This window comes from Agrobacterium sp. OT33, from assembly GCF_017313365.1.
GTDB classification, from domain to species: domain Bacteria; phylum Pseudomonadota; class Alphaproteobacteria; order Rhizobiales; family Rhizobiaceae; genus Agrobacterium; species Agrobacterium rhizogenes_A.
Map to the genome: position 1 here is coordinate 629,323 of NZ_JAFLMZ010000001.1, position 24,351 is coordinate 653,673.

28 protein-coding genes and 1 tRNA gene are annotated in these 24,351 nt (G+C 58.4%); 17 read left to right on the top strand and 12 right to left on the bottom strand.

From position 1 onward, the window contains the following. Positions 1-18: 18 nt before the first annotated feature. Positions 19-1,092 (top strand): alpha/beta fold hydrolase, encoded by a 1,074-nt coding sequence (locus JZX88_RS03100; RefSeq protein ID WP_206912493.1) that lies wholly within the window; start codon positions 19-21, stop codon positions 1,090-1,092. Positions 1,093-1,106: 14 nt separating this feature from the next. Here JZX88_RS03100 and JZX88_RS03105 read toward each other — a convergent pair whose 3' ends face one another. The 3 genes from JZX88_RS03105 to JZX88_RS03115 form a co-directional block, all read right to left on the bottom strand. After that, positions 1,107-1,625 carry a GNAT family N-acetyltransferase gene (locus JZX88_RS03105; RefSeq protein ID WP_206912494.1) on the bottom strand — a complete coding sequence of 173 codons (519 nt, stop codon included), beginning with the start codon at positions 1,623-1,625 and terminating at the stop codon, positions 1,107-1,109. Positions 1,626-1,646: 21 nt separating this feature from the next. Then, entirely contained in the window at positions 1,647-2,228 is a 582-nt protein-coding gene (locus JZX88_RS03110; RefSeq protein WP_371741062.1) for a helix-turn-helix domain-containing protein, read from the bottom strand. A gap of 96 nt (positions 2,229-2,324) precedes the next feature. Continuing rightward, positions 2,325-2,726, bottom strand: a complete 402-nt coding sequence (locus JZX88_RS03115; RefSeq protein ID WP_065114623.1) for a ketosteroid isomerase-related protein — start codon at positions 2,724-2,726, stop codon at positions 2,325-2,327. A gap of 73 nt (positions 2,727-2,799) precedes the next feature. Between JZX88_RS03115 and JZX88_RS03120 the strand changes: the two genes are divergently transcribed. The 3 genes from JZX88_RS03120 (at position 2,800) to lepA (ending at position 6,174) form a co-directional block, all read left to right on the top strand. Further along, positions 2,800-3,408, top strand: coding sequence for a GNAT family N-acetyltransferase (locus tag JZX88_RS03120; protein ID WP_206912495.1), 609 nt, complete (start codon positions 2,800-2,802; stop codon positions 3,406-3,408). After that, on the top strand, positions 3,405-4,274 hold the full coding sequence (locus JZX88_RS03125) for a carbon-nitrogen hydrolase family protein (RefSeq protein ID WP_206912496.1): 870 nt from the start codon (positions 3,405-3,407) through the stop codon (positions 4,272-4,274). Before JZX88_RS03120 ends, JZX88_RS03125 begins: the two co-directional genes overlap by 4 nt. 61 nt (positions 4,275-4,335) lie before the next feature. Beyond that, positions 4,336-6,174, top strand: a complete 1,839-nt coding sequence (gene lepA, locus JZX88_RS03130; protein WP_174029187.1) for a translation elongation factor 4 — start codon at positions 4,336-4,338, stop codon at positions 6,172-6,174. 53 nt (positions 6,175-6,227) lie between these two features. On the opposite strand, the gene JZX88_RS03135 is transcribed toward lepA, so the two are convergent. Further along, on the bottom strand, positions 6,228-6,635 hold the full coding sequence (locus JZX88_RS03135) for a DUF2000 family protein (RefSeq protein ID WP_065114619.1): 408 nt from the start codon (positions 6,633-6,635) through the stop codon (positions 6,228-6,230). 94 nt (positions 6,636-6,729) lie between these two features. On the opposite strand from JZX88_RS03135, the gene JZX88_RS03140 reads away from it, so the two are divergent. Next, positions 6,730-7,506 carry an AraC family ligand binding domain-containing protein gene (locus JZX88_RS03140; RefSeq protein WP_206912498.1) on the top strand — a complete coding sequence of 259 codons (777 nt, stop codon included), beginning with the start codon at positions 6,730-6,732 and terminating at the stop codon, positions 7,504-7,506. Here the strand turns inward: JZX88_RS03140 and JZX88_RS03145 are convergent, their stop codons facing one another. Next, entirely contained in the window at positions 7,507-8,394 is an 888-nt protein-coding gene (locus JZX88_RS03145) for an NAD(P)/FAD-dependent oxidoreductase (RefSeq protein WP_206912500.1), read from the bottom strand. A gap of 154 nt (positions 8,395-8,548) precedes the next feature. Here JZX88_RS03145 and JZX88_RS03150 point away from each other — a divergent pair, with 154 nt between their 5' ends. Next, complete coding sequence (locus JZX88_RS03150) at positions 8,549-9,007, top strand: Rrf2 family transcriptional regulator (RefSeq protein WP_206912502.1); 459 nt, start codon at positions 8,549-8,551, stop codon at positions 9,005-9,007. A 74-nt stretch (positions 9,008-9,081) separates the two neighbouring features. Here JZX88_RS03150 and JZX88_RS03155 read toward each other — a convergent pair whose 3' ends face one another. Both JZX88_RS03155 and JZX88_RS03160 read right to left on the bottom strand, forming a co-directional pair. Continuing rightward, positions 9,082-9,399 carry a hypothetical protein gene (locus JZX88_RS03155; RefSeq protein WP_065114616.1) on the bottom strand — a complete coding sequence of 106 codons (318 nt, stop codon included), beginning with the start codon at positions 9,397-9,399 and terminating at the stop codon, positions 9,082-9,084. Between the two features lie 71 nt (positions 9,400-9,470). Further along, on the bottom strand, positions 9,471-10,913 hold the full coding sequence (locus JZX88_RS03160; RefSeq protein WP_206666257.1) for a PLP-dependent aminotransferase family protein: 1,443 nt from the start codon (positions 10,911-10,913) through the stop codon (positions 9,471-9,473). Between the two features lie 104 nt (positions 10,914-11,017). Between JZX88_RS03160 and JZX88_RS03165 the strand changes: the two genes are divergently transcribed. Next, complete coding sequence (locus tag JZX88_RS03165; protein ID WP_206912504.1) at positions 11,018-11,893, top strand: DMT family transporter; 876 nt, start codon at positions 11,018-11,020, stop codon at positions 11,891-11,893. A gap of 13 nt (positions 11,894-11,906) precedes the next feature. Here JZX88_RS03165 and JZX88_RS03170 read toward each other — a convergent pair whose 3' ends face one another. From JZX88_RS03170 to JZX88_RS03185, 4 genes are all read right to left on the bottom strand, one after another. Then, positions 11,907-13,004, bottom strand: coding sequence for a GH25 family lysozyme (locus JZX88_RS03170; RefSeq protein WP_110755747.1), 1,098 nt, complete (start codon positions 13,002-13,004; stop codon positions 11,907-11,909). A gap of 179 nt (positions 13,005-13,183) precedes the next feature. Further along, positions 13,184-13,372 (bottom strand): YegP family protein, encoded by a 189-nt coding sequence (locus JZX88_RS03175; protein WP_065114613.1) that lies wholly within the window; start codon positions 13,370-13,372, stop codon positions 13,184-13,186. 85 nt (positions 13,373-13,457) lie between these two features. Next, positions 13,458-14,156 (bottom strand): type 1 glutamine amidotransferase, encoded by a 699-nt coding sequence (locus JZX88_RS03180; RefSeq protein ID WP_181423844.1) that lies wholly within the window; start codon positions 14,154-14,156, stop codon positions 13,458-13,460. A gap of 133 nt (positions 14,157-14,289) precedes the next feature. Beyond that, positions 14,290-14,739 (bottom strand): DoxX family protein, encoded by a 450-nt coding sequence (locus tag JZX88_RS03185; RefSeq protein ID WP_065114611.1) that lies wholly within the window; start codon positions 14,737-14,739, stop codon positions 14,290-14,292. 133 nt (positions 14,740-14,872) lie between these two features. On the opposite strand from JZX88_RS03185, the gene JZX88_RS03190 reads away from it, so the two are divergent. Both JZX88_RS03190 and JZX88_RS03195 read left to right on the top strand, forming a co-directional pair. Next, a complete protein-coding gene (locus tag JZX88_RS03190; RefSeq protein WP_206912506.1) occupies positions 14,873-15,178 on the top strand; it encodes a SelT/SelW/SelH family protein in 306 nt (101 codons plus the stop codon). A gap of 119 nt (positions 15,179-15,297) precedes the next feature. Then, a tRNA-Leu gene (locus JZX88_RS03195) sits at positions 15,298-15,384 on the top strand. A gap of 238 nt (positions 15,385-15,622) precedes the next feature. Here JZX88_RS03195 and JZX88_RS03200 read toward each other — a convergent pair. Beyond that, on the bottom strand, positions 15,623-15,985 hold the full coding sequence (locus JZX88_RS03200; protein WP_210347391.1) for a pilus assembly protein N-terminal domain-containing protein: 363 nt from the start codon (positions 15,983-15,985) through the stop codon (positions 15,623-15,625). Between the two features lie 461 nt (positions 15,986-16,446). Here JZX88_RS03200 and JZX88_RS03205 point away from each other — a divergent pair, with 461 nt between their 5' ends. The 8 genes from JZX88_RS03205 to JZX88_RS03240 all read left to right on the top strand — a co-directional run bounded on the left by JZX88_RS03205 (position 16,447) and on the right by JZX88_RS03240 (position 24,349). Continuing rightward, a complete protein-coding gene (locus tag JZX88_RS03205) occupies positions 16,447-16,635 on the top strand; it encodes a Flp family type IVb pilin (RefSeq protein WP_206912511.1) in 189 nt (62 codons plus the stop codon). Positions 16,636-16,741: 106 nt separating this feature from the next. Next, positions 16,742-17,254 carry a prepilin peptidase gene (locus JZX88_RS03210; protein ID WP_045533216.1) on the top strand — a complete coding sequence of 171 codons (513 nt, stop codon included), beginning with the start codon at positions 16,742-16,744 and terminating at the stop codon, positions 17,252-17,254. A 127-nt stretch (positions 17,255-17,381) separates the two neighbouring features. After that, positions 17,382-18,188, top strand: a complete 807-nt coding sequence (cpaB, locus tag JZX88_RS03215) for a Flp pilus assembly protein CpaB (protein ID WP_006699754.1) — start codon at positions 17,382-17,384, stop codon at positions 18,186-18,188. Next, positions 18,185-19,768 (top strand): type II and III secretion system protein family protein, encoded by a 1,584-nt coding sequence (locus tag JZX88_RS03220; protein ID WP_006699755.1) that lies wholly within the window; start codon positions 18,185-18,187, stop codon positions 19,766-19,768. The genes cpaB and JZX88_RS03220 overlap by 4 nt, the downstream gene beginning before the upstream one ends. A gap of 56 nt (positions 19,769-19,824) precedes the next feature. Continuing rightward, positions 19,825-20,505, top strand: coding sequence for a CpaD family pilus assembly protein (locus JZX88_RS03225; protein ID WP_206912513.1), 681 nt, complete (start codon positions 19,825-19,827; stop codon positions 20,503-20,505). A 34-nt stretch (positions 20,506-20,539) separates the two neighbouring features. Continuing rightward, a complete protein-coding gene (locus JZX88_RS03230) occupies positions 20,540-21,823 on the top strand; it encodes a CpaE family protein (protein WP_065114604.1) in 1,284 nt (427 codons plus the stop codon). A 33-nt stretch (positions 21,824-21,856) separates the two neighbouring features. Continuing rightward, positions 21,857-23,329 (top strand): CpaF family protein, encoded by a 1,473-nt coding sequence (locus JZX88_RS03235; protein ID WP_065114603.1) that lies wholly within the window; start codon positions 21,857-21,859, stop codon positions 23,327-23,329. Positions 23,330-23,344: 15 nt separating this feature from the next. Further along, complete coding sequence (locus tag JZX88_RS03240; RefSeq protein WP_206912515.1) at positions 23,345-24,349, top strand: type II secretion system F family protein; 1,005 nt, start codon at positions 23,345-23,347, stop codon at positions 24,347-24,349. Positions 24,350-24,351 lie beyond the last annotated feature (2 nt).

A 24,351-nucleotide genomic window follows, 5' to 3' on the forward strand; every position in this document is an offset into this window, starting at 1 on the left:
CGACCGCAAGAGGTTTTCATGCGCCCCATCGTCACCATCACCACCATGCTGTTTTCCGCTCTCATTACCCAGCCGGCTTTTGCAAATGAAGCCGTTGGCGTCAGCGAAATCACCATCCACTCTCCCGAACGTGGCAAGGATCTTGCCGTCACCATCTGGTATCCTTCGGAAGGCAACGGCAGGCAGACGCTTTCCGGCGAGGACCGGATTTTTCAAGGCACGGCTGTCTTCAAGGACAGCGCAGTGCAGCCGGGTCGCCTGCCGCTGGTGCTTCTGTCACACGGTTCGGGCTCGAGAGTGAGCGGCATGGCCTGGATCGCCGCAAAGCTTGCGAGCGAAGGTTTCATCGTCGCCGGCCCCAACCATCCCGGCACCACCAGCGGCGATTCAACACCTGCCGATACGCCGAAAATCTGGGAGCGGACGGGTGATCTTTCCACGATCCTCACCGCGCTGACGACGCAGGGCAAATGGTCGGGCGCGATCGATGCGCAGAGGATCGGCGTCCTCGGCTTTTCGCTCGGCGGCAGCGTGGCAATGGAGATTTCGGGCGCGCGCGCCGATCTCAATGCCTATGCGCGTTACTGCGAAGAGTATGCCACGATGATGGATTGCCAATGGTTTGCCGGCGGCCGGGGTTATCTCAACAACGAGCCGGTCAGTGTGCCGAAGCTCGACCTCGGAACCCTCGACAAGGCCCGTTTCGAGCAACAGAACCGCGATCCACGCATTCGTTCCGCCGTGCTGGTCGATCCCGGCCTCGCACTCGCCTTCCAGACGGACAGCCTGAAAACAATCGATATTCCGCTGGCCTTCATCAATCTCGGCAGCAAGGGGGAAATTCCACCGGCCGTGCTGGCGGACAAACTGGCGGCCGAGGTGCCCGGCGCGACCTATCAACAGGTCGACGGGGCCAACCATTTCAGCTTCCTGCCCCTATGCAAACCGGATGCCGATGCGTTTCTCAAATCCGTTGGCGAGCGTGATCCGATCTGCGAACCAGCCGGGCCACGCGACCGTGCGGATATTCATGCCGAACTGGAAAAGATGATTGTTGACGCCTTCAACCGCTCGCTGAAGCCGGGACAATAAGCGGCGGAAATGTGCTAGCCAATCCGCTTGTAAAACAGCGTCGTGCCGCAATAACGCCCATCGGGAAACAGGGCGTAATCGGGAATGATCCCGACCCGTTCCCAGCCAAGGCGGGGATAGATCGCCTCTGCATCACTGCCCGTGGCCGTATCCAGCACCAAAAGGGTACGGCCACGGGCTGCCGTTTCCTCTTCAACCTTCTGCATGAGCTTGCGGGCAAGCCCGTGACCGCGGGCCGAGGGATGCACGAGAAGCTTCATCAGATCGCCGCGATGTGGCTGGTTGGGTTTGGAAGCGAGGCCCACCTGCACGGTGCCCACCACCTTGCCATCCACTTCCGCCACGACATGGATCGTGCCGCCCTCATCCGCCGCTTCCGCCACGGCTCGCCAGAAGGGCTCTGCGTCCTGCGGGGAAAAGGGCAACATGAAACCAACGGATGCGCCGCCATTGACGCAGGCGGAGAGAACTTCGCAAAGCTCCGGAAGCACATCGAGCGTCTCTTGCCCGTTCAGCACGCGGATGGTGGCCATGAAAACTCCTGTCGGGAAAAATCAGCGCTGTCTTTGGTCCAGCACGACGGCGTAACGGGCGGGTTTTTCGGAAGGATTGTGAAAGACATGTCCTTCACCGACCGGCATGAAAAGGCAGTCTCCGGGCTCCATCAGATGCACCTCACCGCCGCTGGTCATCTCCAGAACGCCTTCGAAAAGCCAGACATATTGCGTCATGCCCCGGCTTGCCGCATGCGGCGGAAAGCCAACACGCGCGCCGGCCGGAAACTCGACCTCGACAATATCGACATCGGAACCCACACGCGGTGGGGAGATGGCGCGGCGGACATAACCGGTTTCGGGATCTTTCCAGAGCTGCTGGTCCCGCTTCTTTACCAGCGGGGAAACAGCCTCTTCGTTTTCGGCGAAGAAGCCGGAGAGCGACAGGCCCAATGCTGCGCAGATGCGGGCGAGCAGCGATGCCGTCGGGCTCGCCTCACCCCGTTCGATGCGCGAAATCATGGCGCGGCTGACGCCGGATTCAGAGGCAAGCCGATCCAGTGTCAGGCCGTTTTCGGCCCGCAACGACCTAATCCGCTCACCGATCGAACGTTCGAGAATATGATCTTCGTTTTCCATCATATGAGATTAGAATTCTCATATGATGGAGTCAATATCCATGATAGTGGAAACGACAATTACTCTCGGATGGCCATTGTGGCAGTAACAGCGAAGGCCTCAGGCGCCGACCTGGGCAATCCAGTCGTTCAGATTATAGTAGTTTGTTACTCGACTAACTTTTCCATCCTTCAGGTCGAAGAAGGCACCGGCGGGCAGGACGTATTTCTGGCCATCGGCTTCCGGCAAGCCCTCGTCGGTCGCAAGGTATTCGCCGTTCACGGTGAATTCCGCGGAGGCACGTTTACCGTCTGCGCTCGCCATGATCACCATGTCGGTGAGGTTTTCCTTATAGCAGCGGTTCATGTGGTCCATGAAGGAGGCAAAAGCGGCCTTGCCGGTCTGGCGCTCGCCCTGATTGATGTCATGCACCACCTCGTCATGAAGAAGCGCCAGAAAGGCATCCATGTCCTGTCGGTTGAAGGCATCGTAATAGGCGCGGATCGTCTCGGCTGCGGTCATCGTCTTCTCCGTTCAATGCTTGCGCGGGTTTCCCATGACGGTATAACCAGCGGAACCGAAAGTGAAAATGCCCATGACCGTCGAAATCAAGTCTCTTTCCGGCATTGACGCCGCACGCTATTTCGATGATCTCGCACGGCTGCGGATCACGGTGTTCCGCGCCTTCCCCTATCTCTATGATGGTTCGGTGGAGTATGAGCGCAAATATCTGGCCACCTATGCCGATACGAAAGGCGCTGTTTTCGTGCTGGCGCTCGACGGCGGACAGGTGGTGGGCATGTCCACGGGTATGCCCATGGCGGCGGAAACCGACGCGGTGAAATCACCTTTCCTGGCGGCCGGTTACGACCCGTCGCAGCTGTTTTATTTCGGCGAAAGCGTGCTGTTGCCGGATTATCGCGGTCACGGCATCGGCGTGCGGTTTTTCGAGGAACGGGAGGCCCATGCCAGACGTCTCGACTTCGACTGGTGCACCTTCTGCGCTGTCGAGCGGCCTGCGGATCACCCGCTCCGCCCGGCGGATTACGTGCCGCTGAATGCGTTCTGGGAAAAGCGCGGCTATCGCCACCACCCCGAGCTGCGCACCAGCTTTACCTGGCAGGATATCGACGAAAGCGCCGAGAGCCCGAAACCGCTGACCTTCTGGATGAAGAATATCGCCGCAGGAGATAGAAACCGATGACCCGCCTCGCCGCCAGCCAATATGCCATCGAACTGATCGAGACATGGGAAGCCTATGCGGCGCACCTTGCGGCCATCGTGCGCGAGGCAAAAGAAACGGGTGCGGAACTGCTGCTTCTGCCGGAATATTCGGCCATGGCGCTGACGGGGCAGCTGCCGCCAGATATCCGCTCCGACCTGCACCGCTCCATCGAAGAGATACAGCCGCTGATCCCCTCCTGGGTGGAGCTTTGCGAAGAGCTGGCGCGGCAACATCAAATCCTGTTCCAGCCGGGCAGCGCGCCGGTGAAGGACCCGGACGGCAAGTTCCGCAACCGGGCATGGCTGTTTGGACCGGAAGGGTTGATCGGTTATCAGGACAAGCAGATCATGACCCGCTTCGAGCGGGAGCAATGGAATGTCCATGCCGGTGTCGAGGGTTTGAAGGCCTTCGAGACGAGCATTGGCAGGCTCGGCATCCTCATCTGTTACGACAACGAGTTTCCAATGCTCGGCCGCAGGCTGGCGGAGCTTGGCGCGGAACTGGTTCTCGCTCCCAGCTGCACCGACACGCTGGCAGGCGCTTACCGGGTGCGCATCGGCGCGCAGGCGCGAGCACTCGAAAATCAATATGCCGTCCTCTCCTCCCCCACCGCAGGTGAGGCTCCATGGTCGCCCGCCGTCGATGAAAATCGCGGCCGTGCGGCGCTTTATGTGCCCTCCGATTACGGCATGCCCGCATCCGGCATCATTGCGGAGAGCGAAAGCGATGCGGTGACGCAAAGCACGCTTCTGATCGCCGACATCGATCTTGCCACTGTCGCAAGGCTCAGGACCGAAGGACAGGTGGCCACCCGTCGCGACTGGCCGGAGCAATTTGCGATCTGAAAAGCCCATTTTAAAGGGCTTTTAACCAAATTCCCGCTTTGCGGCATGAGAAGCCCCTGCTATAGCGCGGGGCATGAGCACAAATTCGACCCGCACGCCCCTAGACCATATCCGCAACTTCTCGATCGTTGCCCACATCGATCACGGCAAATCGACACTGGCCGACCGGTTGATCCAGTCGACAGGCGGCCTTGCCGAACGCGATATGTCGGAACAGGTTCTCGATTCGATGGATATCGAGCGCGAGCGCGGCATCACCATCAAGGCCCAGACGGTTCGCCTGCACTATAAGGCGAACAACGGCGAAACCTATGTGCTGAACCTCATCGACACGCCCGGCCACGTCGACTTCGCCTACGAAGTGTCCCGTTCGCTTTCGGCCTGCGAGGGCTCGCTGCTCGTCGTGGACGCATCGCAGGGCGTGGAAGCCCAGACGCTGGCCAACGTCTACCAGGCGATCGACAACGATCACGAGCTGGTGACGGTGCTCAACAAGATCGACCTGCCGGCGGCCGAACCCGACCGCATCAAGGAACAGATCGAAGAGGTGATCGGCATCGACGCCTCCGACGCCGTGATGATTTCGGCCAAGACCGGGCTTGGTATTCCCGATGTTCTGGAAGCCATTGTTCACCGCCTGCCGCCGCCGACGAGCGACGTTGGTGAAAGCGGGCCGCTGAAGGCGCTGCTGGTCGACAGCTGGTATGACACCTATCTCGGCGTCATGGTTCTGGTGCGCGTCATCGACGGCGTGCTGAGCAAGGGCCAGCAGATCCGCATGATGGGCTCGGGCGCCAAATACGGCGTCGAGCGCGTCGGCGTGCTGACCCCGAAGATGGTCAATGTCGACAGCCTCGGCCCCGGCGAGATCGGTTTCATCACCGCATCGATCAAGGAAGTTGCCGATACGCGCGTCGGCGATACGATCACCGACGACAAGCGCCCGACGGCGCTGGCCCTGCCCGGCTTCAAGCCGGCACAGCCCGTGGTGTTCTGCGGCCTCTTCCCGGTCGACGCGGCCGACTTCGAAGATTTGCGTGCAGCTGTCGGCAAGCTTCGCCTGAACGACGCTTCCTTCTCCTTCGAAATGGAATCGTCTGCCGCTCTCGGCTTCGGTTTCCGCTGCGGCTTCCTTGGCCTGCTGCACCTCGAAATCATTCAGGAACGCCTTGAGCGCGAGTTCAATCTCGATCTCGTCGCCACCGCACCTTCGGTTGTCTATGAAATGACGCTGACGGATGGCACGGAAAAGGAATTGCACAACCCGGCCGACATGCCTGACGTTGTGAAGATCAAGGAAATCCGCGAGCCGTGGATCAAGGCGACGATCATGACGCCGGACGAATATCTCGGCGGCATCCTGAAACTGTGTCAGGACCGGCGCGGCCTGCAGACGGAACTGACCTATGTCGGCAACCGTGCGATGATTACCTATGAACTGCCGCTCAACGAAGTGGTGTTCGATTTCTACGACCGGCTGAAATCCATTTCCAAGGGTTACGCCTCGTTCGATTACAACATCATCGATTACCGTGCGGGCGATCTCGTCAAGATGTCGATCCTCGTCAACGGCGATCCGGTGGATGCGCTGTCCATGCTGGTGCACCGCTCGGCGGCCGACCGGCGCGGGCGCGGCATGTGCGAAAAACTGAAGGAACTCATTCCGCCGCACATGTTCCAGATCCCGATCCAGGCCGCCATTGGCGGCAAGGTCATCGCCCGCGAAACCGTGCGCGCGCTGCGCAAGGATGTGACGGCGAAGTGTTACGGCGGCGACGCGACGCGTAAACGCAAACTTCTGGACAAGCAGAAGGAAGGCAAGAAGCGCATGCGCCAGTTCGGCAAGGTGGAAATTCCGCAGGAAGCCTTCATCGCCGCCCTGAAGATGAACGACGAATAAGTAGTAATTGGAGGGAGGCTTGCAGCCTCCCTTTTGCATTTGAAGATATGTTCTCAAGTATGCAGCTTTGCACCCTTGGTGATCTTGTCGACGATCTTCTTGTCTGCCCTCAGCGCCATGCCGACCACCCTGGCATTGTCAGGAGAAAATTCCGAAAATACCTGACGGTTGGCGACATCGTGCCCGGTGGAGAACATTTCCTCGATATAGAGCGACGTCGTGACGTCGCGCTCGAGGGAGCGCAGATGGATTTTGCGTAGCGCCTCCTGATCCGTGGCCATGACGACCACCGGCTGGATGGACAGGGGATTATAGACGTTGCCCGCACCATCGCGGTATGGTTCCCCAATAATCTCTCCGGTCTGGGCGACGATCCCCGACATGAGAAATGCGGTAACGTTCAGTTTTTGCCACACGGCAAGGTCATCACGAAGGATGACGGCGATCTTGGTATCAAACATGCAAACTCAATCTGGCTGTGGTTACGAAAGAGAAGCAAACCTAGCGCCTCGGGGCGTCGGCGATCTTGAACGTTCGTGCAAATTCGAGGGGATCGTGCAGGCCCCGGCGAGCGACGGCATCGAACGCATAGAAGCGCGCTTTCGTGGCAATGCCTATGCGCCGCACCGCCATGATACCTATGCGCTCGGCGTCACGCTCTCCGGCATCCAGACCTTTTCCTATCGCGGCACCTCGCATTTCAGCATGCCGGGAAATGTCATCGTGCTGCATCCCGACGAAGTGCATGATGGTGGCGCAGGCACGGATGAGGGTCTGTGCTACCGTATGCTCTATCTTCCGCCTGAAAAAATGGCGCAGGCGGGATATCAGACGCTGCCTTTTGCGAGAAATCCCGTCATCGAGGACCCCGCCTTCCGGCAATGTCTGATCGAAGCACTCGGCGATCTCGAAAGCGAGCCGGACAATCTGCTCCTGACCGACTGGCAATCGCGGCTGGCGGACCTGCTTTCCAAGCATGCGAACAGTTGCGCCGGAACCGTCAAACGCATTGACCGCGCCGCCGTTTTACGGTGTCGGGACTACCTGCAGGAGAACAGTACCGACACCGTCGGTGCGGAGGAACTTGAACGAATAAGCGGACTCGACCGCTTTACGCTCTTCCGGCATTTCCGCGGCCTGCTGGGAACCAGCCCGCATCGTTATCTCATCATGCGGAGGCTGCAAAAATGCAAAGAGATGATGCGGGCCGGCGCCAGCCTTGCCGAAACGGCATTTGCCTGCGGGTTTGCGGATCAGGCGCATTTCACCCGGCATTTCAAGAATGCCTTCGGCATGCCTCCCGGACGCTGGCTTAGCCTCACCTCCAGCTGATCATTCCGGAAACAGGATCGACCGGTGAGCCGCAGCCCCTGCCATGGCACCGTCGCCCACCGCAAGGGCGACCGAGCCTGCCGGCCTTGCGACATCACCGCAGGCAAAGACGCCGCGGACCGTGGTCTGTTTCATGGCATCAGTCACGATGCTTGCCCCCATAGGCCCCTCCTCCACGGAGCAGCCGAGTTTTCCGATCCAGTCCGAGGTGATCCACAGTTTCGGCTGGGTGAAAAGACCGGCCAGCGCAATGCTGCGGCCGTCGGACAGAACGACATCCGCATGTCCGGCAATTTCCGCGATACGGTCTTTCTCCACCCGGACACCACGAGCGGACAGAAGTGCGGCCTGGTCCTCATCCGGCATGAAGATACCATTGGTAAAGAAGGTCGTCTCGCCCCAGTCCGGCAGCATCAGGGCGTGATGAATAGCCATGGGTGAAGCGGCAATGACGCCGATTTTCCCCTGATCAAGCTCGTAGCCATGGCAATAGGGGCAATGAAAGACCGAAGAGCCCCAGCGCTCTTTCAGCCCGGTTATGTCGGGCAGCTCATCGGTAACGCCCATGGCAAGGATCAGCCGGGCAGCACTTTCGCGGCGGCGACCGTCGATCTCGACGACGAAATCGCCAAAAGACCCTTCGGCATCGGTCACCCTGCCCTCCGCCCACTCTATCGTCTGGTAACGCTCGATCTGGCGGCGTGCTTCTGCAACGATCTCGCCCGGCGCCTTGCCATCCTGGCCGAGAAAACCGTGGGAATGGCTGGCAAAGCGGTTCCTCCTTTTACCGGCATCCACGACAAGAACGTTCTTTCTGGCGCGGCCAAGCTGCAGTGCGGCGGAGAGACCGGCATAGCTGCCGCCGATGATGATGACGTCGAATTTCATGATGCACCTATCGTTCAAGACCGGGCAGGAAGCGCCCGTTCGTTTTCACGACACTTATATTGTTACGTGATTTTTCGAGTCAAGGGTCACGCAACTTATATTGTTACGTCACTTCGGAACTGATAGCGTTGCGAAAAACAAATGGGCTTGCGCAATGAGACACGACACGCGCCTTTCAAGGGTGCTGCATATTCTGATCCATATGGAAAAACACGAGAGGGCGGCGACCTCTGAAAGCATCGCGGCCATGCTGCAAACCAATCCTGTGGTGGTGCGCAGGACCATGGCGGGCCTGCGAGAACATGGTTATGTCTCATCGGAAAAAGGCCATGGCGGCGGTTGGGTCCTGGCGCGGCCGCTCAGCGAGATCACCCTGCTGGATATTTACCAGGCGCTCGGCGCACCGGAGCTGTTTTCCATCGGGCTGGCGGGCGATAATCCGAACTGCGTCATCGAACAGGCCGTCAATGAAGCCCTTTTTGACGCGATGAAAGAGGCGGAAACCATCCTCCTGTCCCGCTTTGGAAGCATAACGCTTGCAGCGCTGGCGAAAGAATCGATCGCCCGCTGGTCCAGAGTGTCCAATAGCCCCTCGGCGATGGAGCAGCTCTAAAGGCGAAAGCTGATTGCATCCACGAAAAAACCGCCTGCCCGAAGGCAGACGGTTTTAGCATGTCAGTCAGCCCATTACGGCTGGGTCTGAGTGCCACCCGTAGTCGGGCTTGCCGGAGCCGTGTTGTTTGCCGGCGGCGTTGCCGGTGCGGTCGGCGTCATCGGGGCCGGTGCCTGATCCGTTGCAGCGGGCGGTGTGGTGGACGATGTCGTGGCCGGATCGGTGGTCGGGCCGCTCATCTGCGACCAGGCGAAAACGCCCACCAGCACGACGACGATGATCGCCAGCCACGGTACCCAGGACGACGAGGTCCGGGCAGCCGGCTCATTGCTGATATTCAGTTCCGGACGAAGATCGCGGTCCGGGCGCGGGTTGTTGGGATCGAATGTCATGGTATTTCTCCTCTTCACTCTGCGGAGAAAACGGCGTTCACGCGATTTTGTTCCGATTCGGCCCTTGGCCCTCACAAAGGGCGACGATCAGGCGCAGACCGGAGCGCATCCGCCACCACGGCCATGGTCTCCGAACTGCCCAACTGCGAAACGTTGAAACGCATGAAAGCGGCGGCATTCTGCGAGGAACTGAACACATTTCCGGGCGCCAGAACCACCTGCTGCGCAAGGGCGTGGCGCGCCACATTGCCGGCATCCACCCCGTCCGGCAGGCGGCACCATAAAAACATGCCCGCCTGCGGTTCGATCCAGGGTACACATCCAATCGCCTTCAAACGCGCCGCCGCCTCCGGCATTGCCGCCGCAAGACGCAGGCGCAGCGCTTCAACATGACGGCGGTAGCTGCCATCCGTCAAAAGCGACAGGACCAGCGCCGCCGAGAAATGCGTCCCGCCAAAGGCGGTGGCGATCTTGAGGTCGGTCAGCGCCTCCACCCACGCAGGAGGTGCCGCAATGAAACCGCAACGCACGGAGGCGGACAGTGTTTTGGAGAAGCTGCCGATCTGGACAACGCGGTTCAGCCCATCGAAAGCGGCCAGTCGCGGCGCCGCCTGCGTTTCGAAATCTGCAAAAATATCATCCTCGATGATGGTCAGTCCCGCCTGTTCGGCAAGCATCAGCAGGCGATGGGCGGTAACGGCGGAAAGCCTGGCGCCTGTGGGATTATGGATCGCGGAATTGGTAATATAAAGACGCGGCTGGTGTTCTTTCAGCGCCTGTTCGAAAAGCGGAAGGTCCGGTCCGGTCGGGGTGTAAGGCACACCGATGACTTTGACGCGGTGTGCGCGCAAGAGGGCATGGAAATTGAAATAGCAGGGATCGTCGACAATCACCGCATCTCCCGGCTGCAGCAGGAAACGACAGAGAAGATCGATCGCCTGCGTGCCGGAATCCGTGAGCATGATCTGGCCCGCACCCGCCTGCACCCCGTGTTCGGCAAGCCTGCGCGACAGAAGCTGGCGAAGTTGCAGCAGCCCCATGGGGCTTGCATAGTCCGTCAGCAGGGCGGTATCCGCACGGGCAATCCCCCGCATCGCCCGCCGCAGCGCCTCTTGCGGCATCCACGATGCGGGAAGCCAGCCGCAGCCGGGTTTGGCAAGGACCGGGGCCTCGTCCAGCGCCTGCCGCGATACCCACAGGGGGTCCACCGCCCTGTCCAGCCGCGGCTCAATATCGGCCAGAGATAACGGCGCAAGCGGGCCGGCTACAAAAAAACCGGAGCCCGGACGCGAACTTATCGTGCCATCTGCGACCAGCCGGTCATAGGCCTCGACAATGGTGGAGGTTGAAACCTGCATGGTTTTTGCCAGCGCGCGGACGGACGGTAAACGTGCGCCCGGCACGAGGCTGCGCGAAGCGATACGCTGGCGGATGTTCGCCATCACTTTTTCTATGCGTGTTCCGGGTTCCATGCGCGTGAGGGAAAAGACCTGTCCGTCCAAATCGCTCTCCATCCGTACTGGGTCAACAACCATAACAGTTTCTCAAAATTGTATACGACTGTTGCTGTTCCCGCCAGCCGTTCCGGATCAAGACAAGCAAAATGCAGGAGATGACAATGGACAAGACGACAAGCGGCTGGCTGAACGGTCTTATCGGCGTGGTGATATTCAGCGGCTCGCTGCCGGCCACACGTATCGCGGTGACGGATTTCGATCCGGTGTTCCTGACCGTCGCCCGGGCCAGCATTGCCGGTATTCTGGCGCTCGCCCTGCTGTTGCTGTTCCAGCAAAGACGCCCGGCACGGAACGATATGACATCGCTTTTCATCGTCTCGCTCGGCGTGGTGGTGGGTTTTCCGCTTTTGACGGCGCTGGCACTGCGTCACGTGACATCAGCGCACTCCATTGTCTTTGTCGGCTTGCTACCACTTGCCACGGCGATCTTTGCCGTGTTGCGCGGTGGCGAACGTCCCCGCCCCGCCTTCTGGCTGTTTTCGTGTCTGGGCAGTGCTCTCGTGGCAGGTTTTTCACTGTCGAGCTCGCTTTCAGTCGGAGTTGGGGCTTCGCTTGCCGGCGATCTCCTGATGCTGGGCGCGATCATTGTCTGCGGGCTGGGTTATGCGGAGGGCGCAGCCCTGTCGCGAAAGCTGGGCGGCTGGCAGGTGATCTCCTGGGCGCTCGTTCTTTCGCTGCCGGTGATGCTGCCGCTTGCCTTTTTCACCGGGCCGGAAACGCTTGCCGGCATCGATCCACAGGCCTGGGGCGGACTTGCCTATGTCTCGCTGTTCAGCATGCTGATCGGCTTCATCTTCTGGTATCGCGGGCTGGCGCTCGGCGGCATTGCCGCCGTGGGCCAACTGCAATTGCTGCAGCCGTTCTTCGGGCTGGTGCTTGCAGCAAGCCTGCTGCATGAGGAGGTGAGCCCCGCCATGATCGGTGTCACGCTTGTGGTGGTGCTCTGCGTTGCGGGTGCCAGAAAATTTGCGCGCTGACGCACGGCCCGGTTCAGCTTGAACGGCGGTCGATCCAGCGATGCCATGCGTCCTCGCTGCCGTTGAAGACATTGAGATCGATACGGCCATCGACACCATGCGACAGGCCCGAGCCGGAATATTGCCAGAACAGCCACTTGCGGCCGGGATAGACCACGGACGGATGCTGGGCGACGGCGCGCAGCCAGAATGGATAGTCCTGGAACTCGCCGGTAAGATTGTCCTTATAAAAATCGGGCGCCGTATAGATGATCGGCCGCTGTCCGTAGTGGCGCTCCAGTTTGTTCATGAACACGCGCATCTTTTCCAGAACGCGTTCGCGGGAATGGCGCATCTTGCAGCTCGACTCGCCGTTATATTCCACGTCGATGACAGGTGGCAGCGCATCGGGATCGCGCGGCACGTTGCGAATGAACCAGTCGGCCTGTTCGCTGGCGGAGCGGCACCAGTAAAAGAAGTGGTAAGCGCCGCGGCGGATGCCCGCTTCCTTTGAACGCTGCCAGTTGGCGCGGAACATCGGGTCAAGATGATCGCCGCCATCCGTCGCCTTGATGAAAGCGAAGTTCGCGCCGCGGGTGCGCAGCAAAGGCCAATCTATATTCGCCTGCCAGCGGGAAACATCCACACCATGAACCTGGAAATGGCGCGGCTGAACCCGGCCGAAATTGATGGGCTTGGCGTCGCTGAAGCTGGAGCGGAAGACGCGGGAGCGGATCTGGGCGCCAGCGCTCGCCGCCGGAGCGGCAGCCATGGCCAATTGTACCGGACGTTCCATCGGGCGTTCGGCCGGGCGCACCATTCCGGCCTGCGACGGGACCGGCAAACGGATTTCAGGCGCATTCTGCGGCAGGGACGCCCGCGGCGTGACGGCGGAAAAGGCCTTGGGTTCTTCCGGCACCGGCCCGCCCCATGCCAGAACCTCCTGTCGCGGCTGGGCCGTGATGGGCTGGGTACCGACACTTGCCTGCGGCACCGGCGCGGAAGGCGTGACCGAACTCGTGGTTTCCTTCGACGGCAAGCCGGCCACCAGGCTTTCCGGCCCGGAACTGGACGTGCAGCCGCCAAGCAGAAGGCAACCGAAGAAAAGTGCTGGCACAGCCGATGAACGCATGAGAACCCGTACGCAAAACAAATCGGGGGCACACTGACGCCGCCCGGAGACCTCGAAACACAAATGCTAACGGAAGATTATCAAAAAAGACTGAATCTTATCTTTACGCCGACATCTGCCAATGCGCCCTTCATTTCTGGCAGGCGAAATGCTTCGAGTTCTCACGTTGGCGACAGTGCTCAGGCCGTCATGGTGGTCAGGTCAACGGTATCGGCGCCGGGGGAATTTTTCTTGATCGATTCGATTGCGTGAACTGCTGAAGCCTTGGCCTTGTATCCTTCCGATGAAAACATCGTTTCGCCGTTGGAAGCCTTGAAGCGAAAGCGATATTCCCCGGCCCTGTCCTGATAAATCTCAAATTTATACATGTTTCTGCGCCTCCTTCGCGCGACATTCAGCCCAGCCGCAACCTTCATACGCCTCAGCTTCATTCACAAAGGAAATCTCGTGCGTTTAAACGAGCCGCACCCAGGCGCGGGCAATTTCCAGCCCGGTTGCATCGGCCTTTTGCGCACGCATACCCCGGTGATCACCGTATTTCTCCAGCCAGCCGGGCGCCATTTTTTCCACCGAAGCCGGAAATGCCTCACACCAGCCGTCAACCACCGTCGTGGACGCCTCGAAATGGAACTGGGTGCCATAAACCGCCCGGCCGAGACGAAAAGCCTGATTGCGTGTCGCGCTATTGGTCGCAAGCCGCGTCGCCCCGGGCGGAAGCGTAAATGTATCGCGGTGCCACTGAAAAATCGGGAATATCCTGTCCAGCCCGGACAATAATGGATCCGACATCCCTTCTTCCGTCAGCGACACATCCTGCCAGCCGAATTCCGGCGGGCCGGCAAGAATATTCTCTCCGCCATAGGCGCGCGCCAGCAGCTGACTGCCGAGGCAGACACCCATTACCGCCTTATCGGCATCACCAAAGGCCTTCATCAAAAGCGCAAGCTGTGGAAGATAGGGATAAAGCGCGTCATCAAGGGCGTTCTGCTCACCCCCAAGAACAATGAGCGCATCATGTTCACCGGCATTGGCGGGAAGAGCCTCGCCCGCATAAGCGCGAATAATATGCACATCCGCTGCCGCCTCTTTCAGCGCGATGCCGAGCTGTCCATGGGGTGTACCCGCCATGTTTTCGATAATTGCAACGCGCATACGGCCTCTCGATGATGAGGGAAATTCAAACGACGCATCCGCCGTCAAATCCAAGCTTCACCACGAGAAAAACGGATTTTCAAGAGACCTGAACGGCGGCGGGGCGATATTCGACACGCCCCGCCGGCGGATTTCAGAATTCCCGCGACAGTTTTGCGTCGACGGAATGCCGGTTGCCACCACGAACCGCGAAGAACAGGAAGATAGCGGCCCAGAGGATCGACTTCTCGGCGCCGACCAGCCCTTCCGCTCTCAGTATGCCGTGCACATACACCGTTACGAGAAGCACGATCATGGCAGCAAAGGATGCCGGCCGCGTGAAGAGGCCGATCGCCACCAGAATACCACCGAAAAACTCCGTGGCAGCCAGGAGCGGCGACCAGAAGACACCGGGATAAAAGCCCAGATTTTCGACCATGCCGACAGCCCCGAACGGATTGACTATCTTGCCGAAACCATGGGTGACAAGAAGGAGACCCGCAGCGACGCGCAAAATGGTCTCCACCAGATCATGCGTGGCATTATAAAGCGGTGCGACAGCGGGAACGAAAAGACGCTGACGGTTATTGTCGAACTGGGCCATAGGATCTCCACGTTTCAGCCTTCGATGGCTTATCTGTTCGCAAAGCCCCATGGTAAGAACAAGCACGCGCCGGGTAAAAACATGAGTATTATAGTTGACATTATCGTGACCGGGCCCTGAAGGAGACGTGATCGTGACCGGAACCAAGCCGCACATAACCATTCGCTACTGCACACAATGCAACTGGCTGCTTCGCGCGGGCTGGATGGCACAGGAAATCCTGCAAACCTTCGCCTCTGACATCGGCGCAGTCAGCCTTGTCCCCGCAACCGGCGGCCTGTTCGAGATCACATTGGACGGAATCATCATATGGGAACGCAAGCGCGATGGCGGTTTTCCCGGCCCAAAAGAACTCAAACAGAGAATCCGCGATATCATCGACCCCGAACGCGACCTCGGTCACGCCGACAGAACGAGGCATGAAGGGCTCGACACCTGACCCGGCGACATGTTTCAACAACATCCGGCAAGTTTTTTCCCTTTAAAATCAATGATCGTCATAAAAGTTCAAAAAGTCTGTTGACACCGGGCGGCTGCCCTCGTACATCGCTCTCCGTCGCCCAGATGGCGGAATTGGTAGACGCGCCAGCTTCAGGTGCTGGTACTCGCAAGGGTGTGGAGGTTCGAGTCCTCTTCTGGGCACCATTCCTTTTTTGATCCTAGCCAGATCAATGACTTAGACGAAAAAACAGCAACATGCAGGCCTCCGGCAGAACGCCGGAGAGCATGTTGTTTTTTTCGGTCTGCCAAAATATTCGGCTTCGTCTCTCACCAAAAATGGTCAGCGCCTGCATGAGCGCTATATTTGTCACGCCGGCAAAATGCGGGCGGCTTCTTTGAGCGGAATCAATCCATTCGACGGCTTGGTTCGGCCTCGCCGGGGTTAAGGCTGCGAGTCTTTGTCGCCACTGTTTTGCGAATGCTGTTCGCAATTCGGCGTGCAGGAAAGCACGGTTCGTTCCGTCTGACGGAAGACGCGAACCGTATTGCCTTCATCGATGGAGACGAGAATGCGTTCATCGACGATCGGATTGCCGTCGGAATCGAGAAGCACGAGGTTTGTGGTTCCGAAACTGCGGCCGGTCAGGACAATGGTGGTGGCATCTGCGACTGTGGCATCGGCAACTTTCGAATTGCCGACGATAACCTTGCTTACGGGACGATCGAGACGGAGAACGCGGGCATGGTTCATCGAAACACGCAATATGTCTTCCTGAGCGAAAACAGAATGCGACCAGCCTCCCATAATGACGCACAAGCCCACCACAAATTTCGCCAGTTTTCCGGATGACACGCGTTTGGCCCTTGTTCATTACCCGCAATTCACTGCGTCCAAGAATGCTCGGTTTTAGTGAATGAAGCGTTAAATGACGAAAATGCACGATTGCAGCGGTAACCATGCGCATCTCAAGTCATTCCCCACTCCCGCAAACCCGCACCAAAAATGAACATATATGTCTCATCTAGAACGCGCTCTTCTCAAAACAGGAAACAGCCTACAGCGGAATATATTCGTTTTCCAGCAAATATAAAAATACAAGCAATACTTTTTATCTTTGTTTACCAAGAGAAACTCAACATGCCGTTTACTTTGGATTAATCCTTTTTTTTAAGCGCTTGGAAATTGCTCGGCGGTAGTTTGAACGCAACCGAACAACGGAGAACAGTTGTCGGCGTGCTGAACCAAACAAGAGTTAGGAGATACTCATGACCAAGATTTTCGCTCGTTTCCTCAAGGACGAATCCGGCGCCACGGCAATTGAATACGGCCTGATCGCCGCGCTTATTTCCGTTGCAATCATCGGCGGCGCTTCGGCCGTTGGTACGCGACTCAATGCTTTCTTCACCTCTCTTTCTCAGAGAATCGACGCCAATGCGCCTGCCGCAACAAACTAAGCGTTACTGAATCAAAAGTGGACACGCCGCCCTTGAGGCGGCGTGTCTTTTTTATGAATACCTTCGATAGAGTAGCTGCCGTGAAAAGCAGCACGAGGAGATGGTCGTGGTAGTCGCTGCAATTTTCCTGATATTGCCTTTTTGCCTCGCTTTTGCTGCTCTGAATGATCTCTTCAGCATGACGATACCGAACAGGATAACACTTTTCCTGCTATCGTCTTTTGTGGTCATAGCCCCTTTTTCCGGAATGGACTGGCATACTTTTGCCATGAGCCTCGCGGCCGCCGCTATTGTATTTTTTGCCTGTTTTGCGCTTTTCGCCGCCAATGTCATGGGTGGAGGAGATGCCAAGCTTCTGACGGCCGCTGCCGTGTGGTACGGCTTCAACATCTCCCTCATAGAATTTCTGCTCGCAGTGACCTTCATCGGCGGTGTGTTGACACTTGGCATCCTGCTTTTGCGATCCCGCTCACAGGAAATAATGGCGATAGGCATTCCTATCCCAGATTCACTGATGGTGGCAAAGAAGATCCCCTATGGGATCGGTATCGCCATTGCCGGACTTCTGACATACGGTGAAGCACCGCTGGTAAAGGCCGCCATCGCCGGTCTTCTTTGAATGAATTACTTCAAGGACCGAAATTAAAGGCTCGTTAACCACAAACCCAAGCATAATATTAACCATAATTATACCAATGACGCGCCATCCTGACGGGAGAAGAATCTGATTCCCTCAAGGATCGAGCATGAAACCGTCGCGTATCGTCATTCTCTCCGTTGCCCTGGTTGCAGCCGGCCTTGCCGGTCTTGTCGCCATGCAGATTTCCGGTGCAAAACAGGTTATCGAAAAGGCGGAAACGATCATCCAGAAAGAGCCGACGGTCAACGTTCTCGTTTCCTCGGTCAATTTACCCGTCGGCAGCCGTCTGAATGACAGCTCGGTGCGCTGGACGCCCTGGCCGCAGGGCAATGTCGTCGACAGCTTCATAACCGAAGCCAAAAACCCCAACGCAATCACCGAACTCACCGGCGCCGTTGTACGGTTGCCCCTGTTCGAGGGGGAACCGGTGCGGCCGGAAAAAGTCGTCGATTCCAGCACCCGCATCATGTCATCGCTTCTGCCGGCCGGAAAACGCGCCGTCGCCACGGAAATTTCCGTCTCGACCGGCGCGGGCGGCTTCGTACTGCCCAATGACCGTGTCGACGTCATCATGGTTCGCAAGGGTGAGAACGGAAACTTCCTGACCGAGAATGTTTTGAACAATGTCCGGGTTCTCGCGATCGACCAGCAGATCAAGGAAGGCGAAGACGGGATTTCCGCCGTCGTGGGCGCAACGGCCACACTGGAACTGACACCTGAGCAGGCGAAGATCATAACGGTGGCGCAGCAGATGGCGGATCGCCTCACTCTCGCCCTGCGCTCGATCGCCGATGCACAGGAAAACGACACGCTTTCGGCGGGCTATCTTCTCAACGGCGGCTCCGGCCAACCGGAAATTCAGGTGATCAAATCCGGTTCGATCGTCAAGGGCAATCAGGGAGCATCACAATGACCGGGGGGTTCATGGCAAAGCGCGTTAAAAAACACCTGCGTTCATCGATGCTGGGCGGACTTGCATTCTGCGTGGCTTTTTCAGGCATTCCAGGCCCGCATTCGCCCGAATTTCTGCGTCTCGGCGAGGCCGCGGCACAAAGCGCCAGCATTGTGCGCATCACCGAGAGTGGCTCGGGCGTTCGCAAGCGCCTGAAACTCGGTCTCAACAAGGCTTTGGTCATCGACCTGCCCGAGGACGCCCATGATATTCTCGTTGCTGATCCCAGCCTTGCCGATGCCGTGACCCGCACGTCGAGACGAATCTATCTCTTCGGAAAAACGGTGGGGCAGACCAATATTTTCATTTTCGGCGATAGTGGCCGTGAAATCGTCAGCCTCGATCTCGAGGTGGAGCGCGATATCGTCGGGCTGGAGACCAATATTCGCCGCTTTATTCCCGACTCCGACATCAAGGTCGAAATTGTTTCAGACAATATCGTTTTGACGGGAACGGTTCGTACACCGCAGGATTCGGCACGGGCAGTACAGCTTGCCGAAGCCTTTCTGAAGGGTGGTGAAGCCACCACCCGTAACATATCGCTGACAGGTGGCGACAATGGCGGAGACGCCGCAATTTTTGCCGAAAACCGCCAGGTATCGCAGATCGTCAATATGCTGACGATCGAAGGCGAAGATCAGGTAACGCTGAAGGTCACCGTCGCCGAGGTCAGCCGGCAGGTGCTGAAACAGCTGGGTTTCAATGGCTCCATCAGCAGTTCGACAAGCAATAACGGCTTCGAATTCGCAAATCCGTCCAACCTTGGAAATGCAATCAGCGGCGCCTCGCGAATCGCCAGCGGCGCGATCGGTTCCGGTTCGCTCAACTTTGCCACCTATCTCAATGCCATGGAGCAGGCCGGCGTCGTACGCACGCTGGCCGAACCCAGCCTCACCGCCATTTCCGGCGAGCAGGCAAAGTTCTATGTCGGGGGCGATTTCCGTCTGCCTGCGGAACAGGAAGTCACCATCGACAAGGATACGGGCCAGCAGACCATAACGCGCACGACCGACACGGTCGACTACGGCATAACCTTGAATTTCCGGCCGGTCGTGCTTTCCCCAGGACGGATCAGCCTCAAGATCGAAACCAATGTTTCCGAGCCTACCTATGAAGGTAACGTGGTAACCGGAAATGCAGGCAGGAACATCCCGGGTTCGACTTATATGTCGATCCGCAAGCGCGAGACCTCGACAACCGTCGAACTCCCATCGGGTGGCTCGATCGTCATCGCCGGCTTGGTCCAGGATAATATCCGCCAGGCCATGTCGGGGCTTCCGGGTATTTCAAAGGTTCCGATCTTCGGTACGCTTTTCCGCAGCAAGGACTTCATCCGCAACGAAACGGAACTGGTCATCATCGCGACGCCCTATCTGGTGCGGCCAGTCGCGCGCAACCAGATCGCCCGGCCGGATGACAACTTCAATCCGGAAAACGATGCAGCCATGTATTTCATGAACCGCGTCAACAAGGTCTATGGCCGCAAGGACCAGGTTCAGGCGGCTCCTTATCAGGGATCGGTGGGGTTCATCTACAAATGACGACACGCGCACGAAATCCCCTCTTCAGAGCAAGCCCGGCGGGGGCAGGAAACATCATGCAGGAAACCTCTTCCTTTTTGTCCATCAAACGCGCCAGTCTCGTCGCCATGGTTGCGCTCACCGCCGGCCTTCTGCAGGGCTGCGCGCGTGACCCTTTGACGACCAATGCCATTCCTGACGACTATCGCACGCGCCATCCCATCACGCTCTCGGAAGCGGAACATTCGCTGGATATTCCGGTTTCGGCAGGCGACAGCCGGCTGACCACGGCAGTGGCGGATAATGTCCGCGGGTTTGCCCAGAATTACGCGTCCATGTCGACCGGTATCGTCAATATCCAGGTGCCGTCGGGGTCCGCCAATTCGGCGGCCGCATCAAAAATGGCGAAACAGATCCGCTCGACGCTTTCCGGCGCCGGAGTTTCTTCGGGCAAGATCATGGAAACGCGCTACGCCGCATCCCCGAATGGCGATGCTGCTCCCATCCGTTTGAGCTATGTGGCCGTCACCGCCATGACCGGGCAATGCGGTCAATGGCCAGAGGACCTTTCGGACAACACCTTTGCCAACAAGAACTGGTACAATTTCGGGTGCGCATCCCAGAGCAATCTCGCCGCACAGGTCGCCAACCCCATGGATCTGGTCGGCCCGCGCGGCATGAGCCCGATCGATGCGGAGCGCCGCGCGGTCGTCATCGACAACTATCGTCAGGGCAAGACCACGGCGACGCCGAATTGATGCGGCTCCAACATTTGTTACGGCAGGATAGACGATGAGCGCTGTAGAATACGATATCAAGGCAAGCGGCAGTGCAGACGCCGAGGCGCCCGTTCGTGCCGGGGATATGGATCGCCTGCGGCCCCTGCCCCGCATTTCCGTCCATGCCTTCTGTGTCAGCGACAATATGCAGGGTGTCATGGACGCATTGTCCGGCGACCGGCGCATGAGCAAGGTAACCCTCAGGGTGACCAAGGGAGACATCAACGCGGCCGCCACGATGTTTTCCGCCTCGCCGACGCCCAATCTCATCATTCTGGAGACGGCCAGCGCACCCGGCTCGCTGCTGGATGATCTGGCTCCGCTGGCAGAGGTTTGCGATCCCTCGACCCGCGTCATCATCGTCGGCCGGCACAATGACATAACGCTTTATCGCGATCTCATCCGCAACGGCATTTCCGAATATCTGGTCGCCCCGGTCAGCATGGCCGATCTGCTGGGCTCGATCGCGACAATCTTCGTTGACCCGGAAGCGGAGCCACTCGGCCGCAACATTGCTTTCATCGGTGCCAAAGGCGGCGTTGGCTCCTCGACGATCGCACATAATTGCGCCTTTGGCATATCCACGCTCTTTTCCACCGAAACCATTCTGGCGGACATGGACCTTGCCTATGGCACGGCCAACATCGATTTCGATCAGGACCCCGCGCAAGGCATGGCGGAAGCCGTGTTTTCGCCGGAACGGCTGGACGAGGTGTTTCTAGACCGCCTTCTGACGAAATGTTCCGACCACCTGTCGCTCCTGGCGGCGCCCTCGCTTCTCGACCGGACCTATGATCTCGATCGTCAGGCTTTCCTGCCGATACTGGAGGTCCTGCAGCGCAGCGCGCCCGTTGCCGTTCTCGATCTTCCACACCAGTGGTGCGACTGGACGCGGGCGGTCCTTGCCGAAGCCGACGAAGTGGTCATCACGGCGGTTCCCGATCTCGCAAATCTGCGCAATACGAAAAACCTGTTCGATGCGCTGATAAAATTGCGGCCCAACGACAAGTTGCCTCACCTCATTCTCAACCAGGTGGGCATGCCGAAGCGGCCGGAAATCGCCCCGGCGGATTTTCTTGAGCCCCTGGAAATCGAACCGATCGCGATCATCCCGTTCGATACCCAGCTGTTCGGCAGCGCCGCCAACAGCGGACGCATGATCAGCGAGATGGATGAAAAATCCCAGATCGCGGAAACCTTCTCGCAGATCGCCCATACGATTACGGGCCGCACCATACTGCGCAAGAGCAGACGCGGTGGCCTGGATAAACTCAAGAATATTCTCAAGCGCAAATAGGTCTTGCCTCTGCGCCCTTAGACGGAAACGCCGATGTTCGGAAAACGCGGGTCTGACGGCCCAACCAGAAGCACGAAGCCGGATCTGGCCGCACCTGTTTCCGTTCAGGTGGCGATGCCACCCGAGCCGCGTCCTCTTGCGATCGATACCTTGGAACCCGGCCAGTCACCCGCGACGCGGCAAGCGCAGGCAACATCGCAGTCGCCGCAGAAAAAGCGCGCCCGCACGGAAGACTATTACAATACCAAGAGCCAGGTTTTTTCCGCGCTCATCGATACGATCGACCTTTCGCAGCTCGCCAAGCTCGATGCGGAGAGCGCGCGCGAGGAAATTCGCGATATCGTCAACGATATCATCACCATCAAGAATTTTGCCATGTCGATTGCCGAGCAGGAAGAGCTGCTCGAAGACATCTGCAACGACGTTCTGGGTTACGGACCACTGGAACCGCTTCTCGCACGCGACGATATTGCCGATATCATGGTCAACGGATCCGGCCAGACCTTCATCGAAGTCGGCGGCAAGACCATCGAATCCGACATCCGCTTTCGCGACAATGGCCAGCTGCTATCCATCTGCCAGCGGATCGTCAGCCAGGTCGGCCGGCGCGTGGATGAATCAAGCCCCATATGCGACGCCCGCCTGCCGGATGGGTCGCGCGTCAACGTCATTGCGCCGCCGCTGGCCATTGACGGTCCGGCGCTGACGATCCGAAAATTCAAGAAGGACAAGCTCACACTTGACCAGTTGGTGCGTTTCGGGGCGATCACGCCCGAAGGTGCGACATTGCTCAAGATCATCGGCCGCGTCCGCTGCAATGTCGTCATCTCCGGCGGCACCGGCTCCGGTAAGACAACGCTTCTTAATTGCCTCACGAGCTTTATCGACAGGGATGAACGCGTCATCACCTGCGAGGACACCGCCGAACTCCAGCTACAGCAGCCGCATGTGGTGAGACTGGAAACACGTCCACCCAATATCGAAGGGGAAGGCGAGATCACCATGCGCGATCTCGTGAAGAACTGCCTTCGCATGCGACCCGAACGCATCATCGTCGGTGAAGTGCGCGGACCGGAGGTTTTTGACCTGCTTCAGGCCATGAACACCGGCCACGACGGCTCGATGGGAACGCTGCACGCCAATACGCCGCGGGAATGCCTCAGCCGTATCGAATCGATGATCGCCATGGGCGGTTTCACGCTGCCGGCGAAGACGGTGCGCGAAATCATCTCCGGATCGATCGATATCGTTATCCAGGCTGCGCGCCTGCGTGACGGTTCCCGCCGGATAACGCAGATCACCGAAGTGATCGGCATGGAAGGCGATGTCATCGTCACCCAGGATCTGATGCGGTACGAAATCGAAGGCGAAGATGCGCATGGCAAGCTGATCGGCAGGCATGTCTCGGCAGGCATCAGCAAACCCCATTTCTGGGATCGCGCACGTTATTACGGCGAAGAAAAACGTCTGGCGGCTGCGCTCGATGAAATGGAAAAGACATCCTAAGGGAAGGCGACCGTCATGGACCCCACAATCCTGTTACTGGCCGTACTTGTCGCCATTTCGGCAGGAGCGCTGGCTTACGCCTTCCTTTTTCAGCAGATAGAGGTCGAAAAAAAGACCACCAGCCGCTTCAAGCGGGTTCAGGCCGCCGAGACGGATCACGCCAATATCAAAGCGGCGCGCGACCGCGTGCAGGAACTCAGCAAGCGCCGTAAATCCATGCAGGACAACCTGCGGGAAATGGAAAAGAAGCAGAGTGAAAAGGCAAAGAAAGCCAAGAATGTCAGTTTGCGTGACAAGCTGGTTCAGGCAGGCCTGCGGCTTTCGGTCCGGCAATTCCACCTGATAAGTGCTGGCGCCGCGGTATTCTGCTCCCTTATCGCTATTCTCTACGGCCTGTCGTTGGTGCTCGCGCTGCTCATCGGGGTTGTCGTGGCATTGGGATTACCGCGGTGGATTCTGGCTTTTCTTCTCAAGCGCCGGCAGAAAAAATTCCTTGAGGAATTTCCCAATGCGCTCGACGTCATGTGCCGGTCGATCAAGTCCGGATTGCCATTGAACGACGCCGTAAGGTTGATCGCATCGGATGGCCAGGAGCCGGTAAAAACCGAATTCCAGCGGATTGTCGATGCGCAACAGGTCGGTATCAGCATTCCCCAGGCAATCGAACGCATGATGCTTACGATGCCACTCTTCGAGGTCAGTTTCTTCGGCACCGTCATCAATATTCAGGCGCAGGCGGGCGGCAATCTTTCAGAAGCGCTGTCCAACCTTTCAAAAGTCCTGCGTGACCGCAAGAAGATGCGCGCCAAGGTCAGTGCCCTTTCGATGGAGGCGAAAGCGTCGGCGGTCATCATCGGTGCGCTGCCCTTCATCGTCATGATGCTGGTGCACTTCACGTCGCCAGATTACCTGTCCGTGCTCTTCACCGACCTGCGCGGGCACCTCATTCTCGGAGCATCGGGCATCTGGATGTTGATCGGCATTTTCATCATGCGCCAAATGATCAATTTCGATATCTGAGG

What these genes read in the sequence shown, in the direction of transcription:
- JZX88_RS03100 (WP_206912493.1), top strand. Translation starts at nt 19, where the DNA reads ATGCGCCCCATCGTCACCATCACCACCATGCTGTTTTCCGCTCTCATT.
- JZX88_RS03105 (WP_206912494.1), bottom strand. Translation starts at nt 1,625, where the DNA reads ATGGCCACCATCCGCGTGCTGAACGGGCAAGAGACGCTCGATGTGCTT.
- JZX88_RS03110 (WP_371741062.1), bottom strand. Translation starts at nt 2,228, where the DNA reads ATGATGGAAAACGAAGATCATATTCTCGAACGTTCGATCGGTGAGCGG.
- JZX88_RS03115 (WP_065114623.1), bottom strand. Translation starts at nt 2,726, where the DNA reads ATGACCGCAGCCGAGACGATCCGCGCCTATTACGATGCCTTCAACCGA.
- JZX88_RS03120 (WP_206912495.1), top strand. Translation starts at nt 2,800, where the DNA reads ATGACCGTCGAAATCAAGTCTCTTTCCGGCATTGACGCCGCACGCTAT.
- JZX88_RS03125 (WP_206912496.1), top strand. Translation starts at nt 3,405, where the DNA reads ATGACCCGCCTCGCCGCCAGCCAATATGCCATCGAACTGATCGAGACA.
- JZX88_RS03135 (WP_065114619.1), bottom strand. Translation starts at nt 6,635, where the DNA reads ATGTTTGATACCAAGATCGCCGTCATCCTTCGTGATGACCTTGCCGTG.
- JZX88_RS03145 (WP_206912500.1), bottom strand. Translation starts at nt 8,394, where the DNA reads ATGAAATTCGACGTCATCATCATCGGCGGCAGCTATGCCGGTCTCTCC.
- JZX88_RS03150 (WP_206912502.1), top strand. Translation starts at nt 8,549, where the DNA reads ATGAGACACGACACGCGCCTTTCAAGGGTGCTGCATATTCTGATCCAT.
- JZX88_RS03155 (WP_065114616.1), bottom strand. Translation starts at nt 9,399, where the DNA reads ATGACATTCGATCCCAACAACCCGCGCCCGGACCGCGATCTTCGTCCG.
- JZX88_RS03160 (WP_206666257.1), bottom strand. Translation starts at nt 10,913, where the DNA reads ATGGAGAGCGATTTGGACGGACAGGTCTTTTCCCTCACGCGCATGGAA.
- JZX88_RS03165 (WP_206912504.1), top strand. Translation starts at nt 11,018, where the DNA reads ATGGACAAGACGACAAGCGGCTGGCTGAACGGTCTTATCGGCGTGGTG.
- JZX88_RS03170 (WP_110755747.1), bottom strand. Translation starts at nt 13,004, where the DNA reads ATGCGTTCATCGGCTGTGCCAGCACTTTTCTTCGGTTGCCTTCTGCTT.
- JZX88_RS03175 (WP_065114613.1), bottom strand. Translation starts at nt 13,372, where the DNA reads ATGTATAAATTTGAGATTTATCAGGACAGGGCCGGGGAATATCGCTTT.
- JZX88_RS03180 (WP_181423844.1), bottom strand. Translation starts at nt 14,156, where the DNA reads ATGCGCGTTGCAATTATCGAAAACATGGCGGGTACACCCCATGGACAG.
- JZX88_RS03185 (WP_065114611.1), bottom strand. Translation starts at nt 14,739, where the DNA reads ATGGCCCAGTTCGACAATAACCGTCAGCGTCTTTTCGTTCCCGCTGTC.
- JZX88_RS03200 (WP_210347391.1), bottom strand. Translation starts at nt 15,985, where the DNA reads ATGGGAGGCTGGTCGCATTCTGTTTTCGCTCAGGAAGACATATTGCGT.
- JZX88_RS03205 (WP_206912511.1), top strand. Translation starts at nt 16,447, where the DNA reads ATGACCAAGATTTTCGCTCGTTTCCTCAAGGACGAATCCGGCGCCACG.
- cpaB (WP_006699754.1), top strand. Translation starts at nt 17,382, where the DNA reads ATGAAACCGTCGCGTATCGTCATTCTCTCCGTTGCCCTGGTTGCAGCC.
- JZX88_RS03220 (WP_006699755.1), top strand. Translation starts at nt 18,185, where the DNA reads ATGACCGGGGGGTTCATGGCAAAGCGCGTTAAAAAACACCTGCGTTCA.
- JZX88_RS03225 (WP_206912513.1), top strand. Translation starts at nt 19,825, where the DNA reads ATGCAGGAAACCTCTTCCTTTTTGTCCATCAAACGCGCCAGTCTCGTC.
- JZX88_RS03230 (WP_065114604.1), top strand. Translation starts at nt 20,540, where the DNA reads ATGAGCGCTGTAGAATACGATATCAAGGCAAGCGGCAGTGCAGACGCC.
- JZX88_RS03235 (WP_065114603.1), top strand. Translation starts at nt 21,857, where the DNA reads ATGTTCGGAAAACGCGGGTCTGACGGCCCAACCAGAAGCACGAAGCCG.
- JZX88_RS03240 (WP_206912515.1), top strand. Translation starts at nt 23,345, where the DNA reads ATGGACCCCACAATCCTGTTACTGGCCGTACTTGTCGCCATTTCGGCA.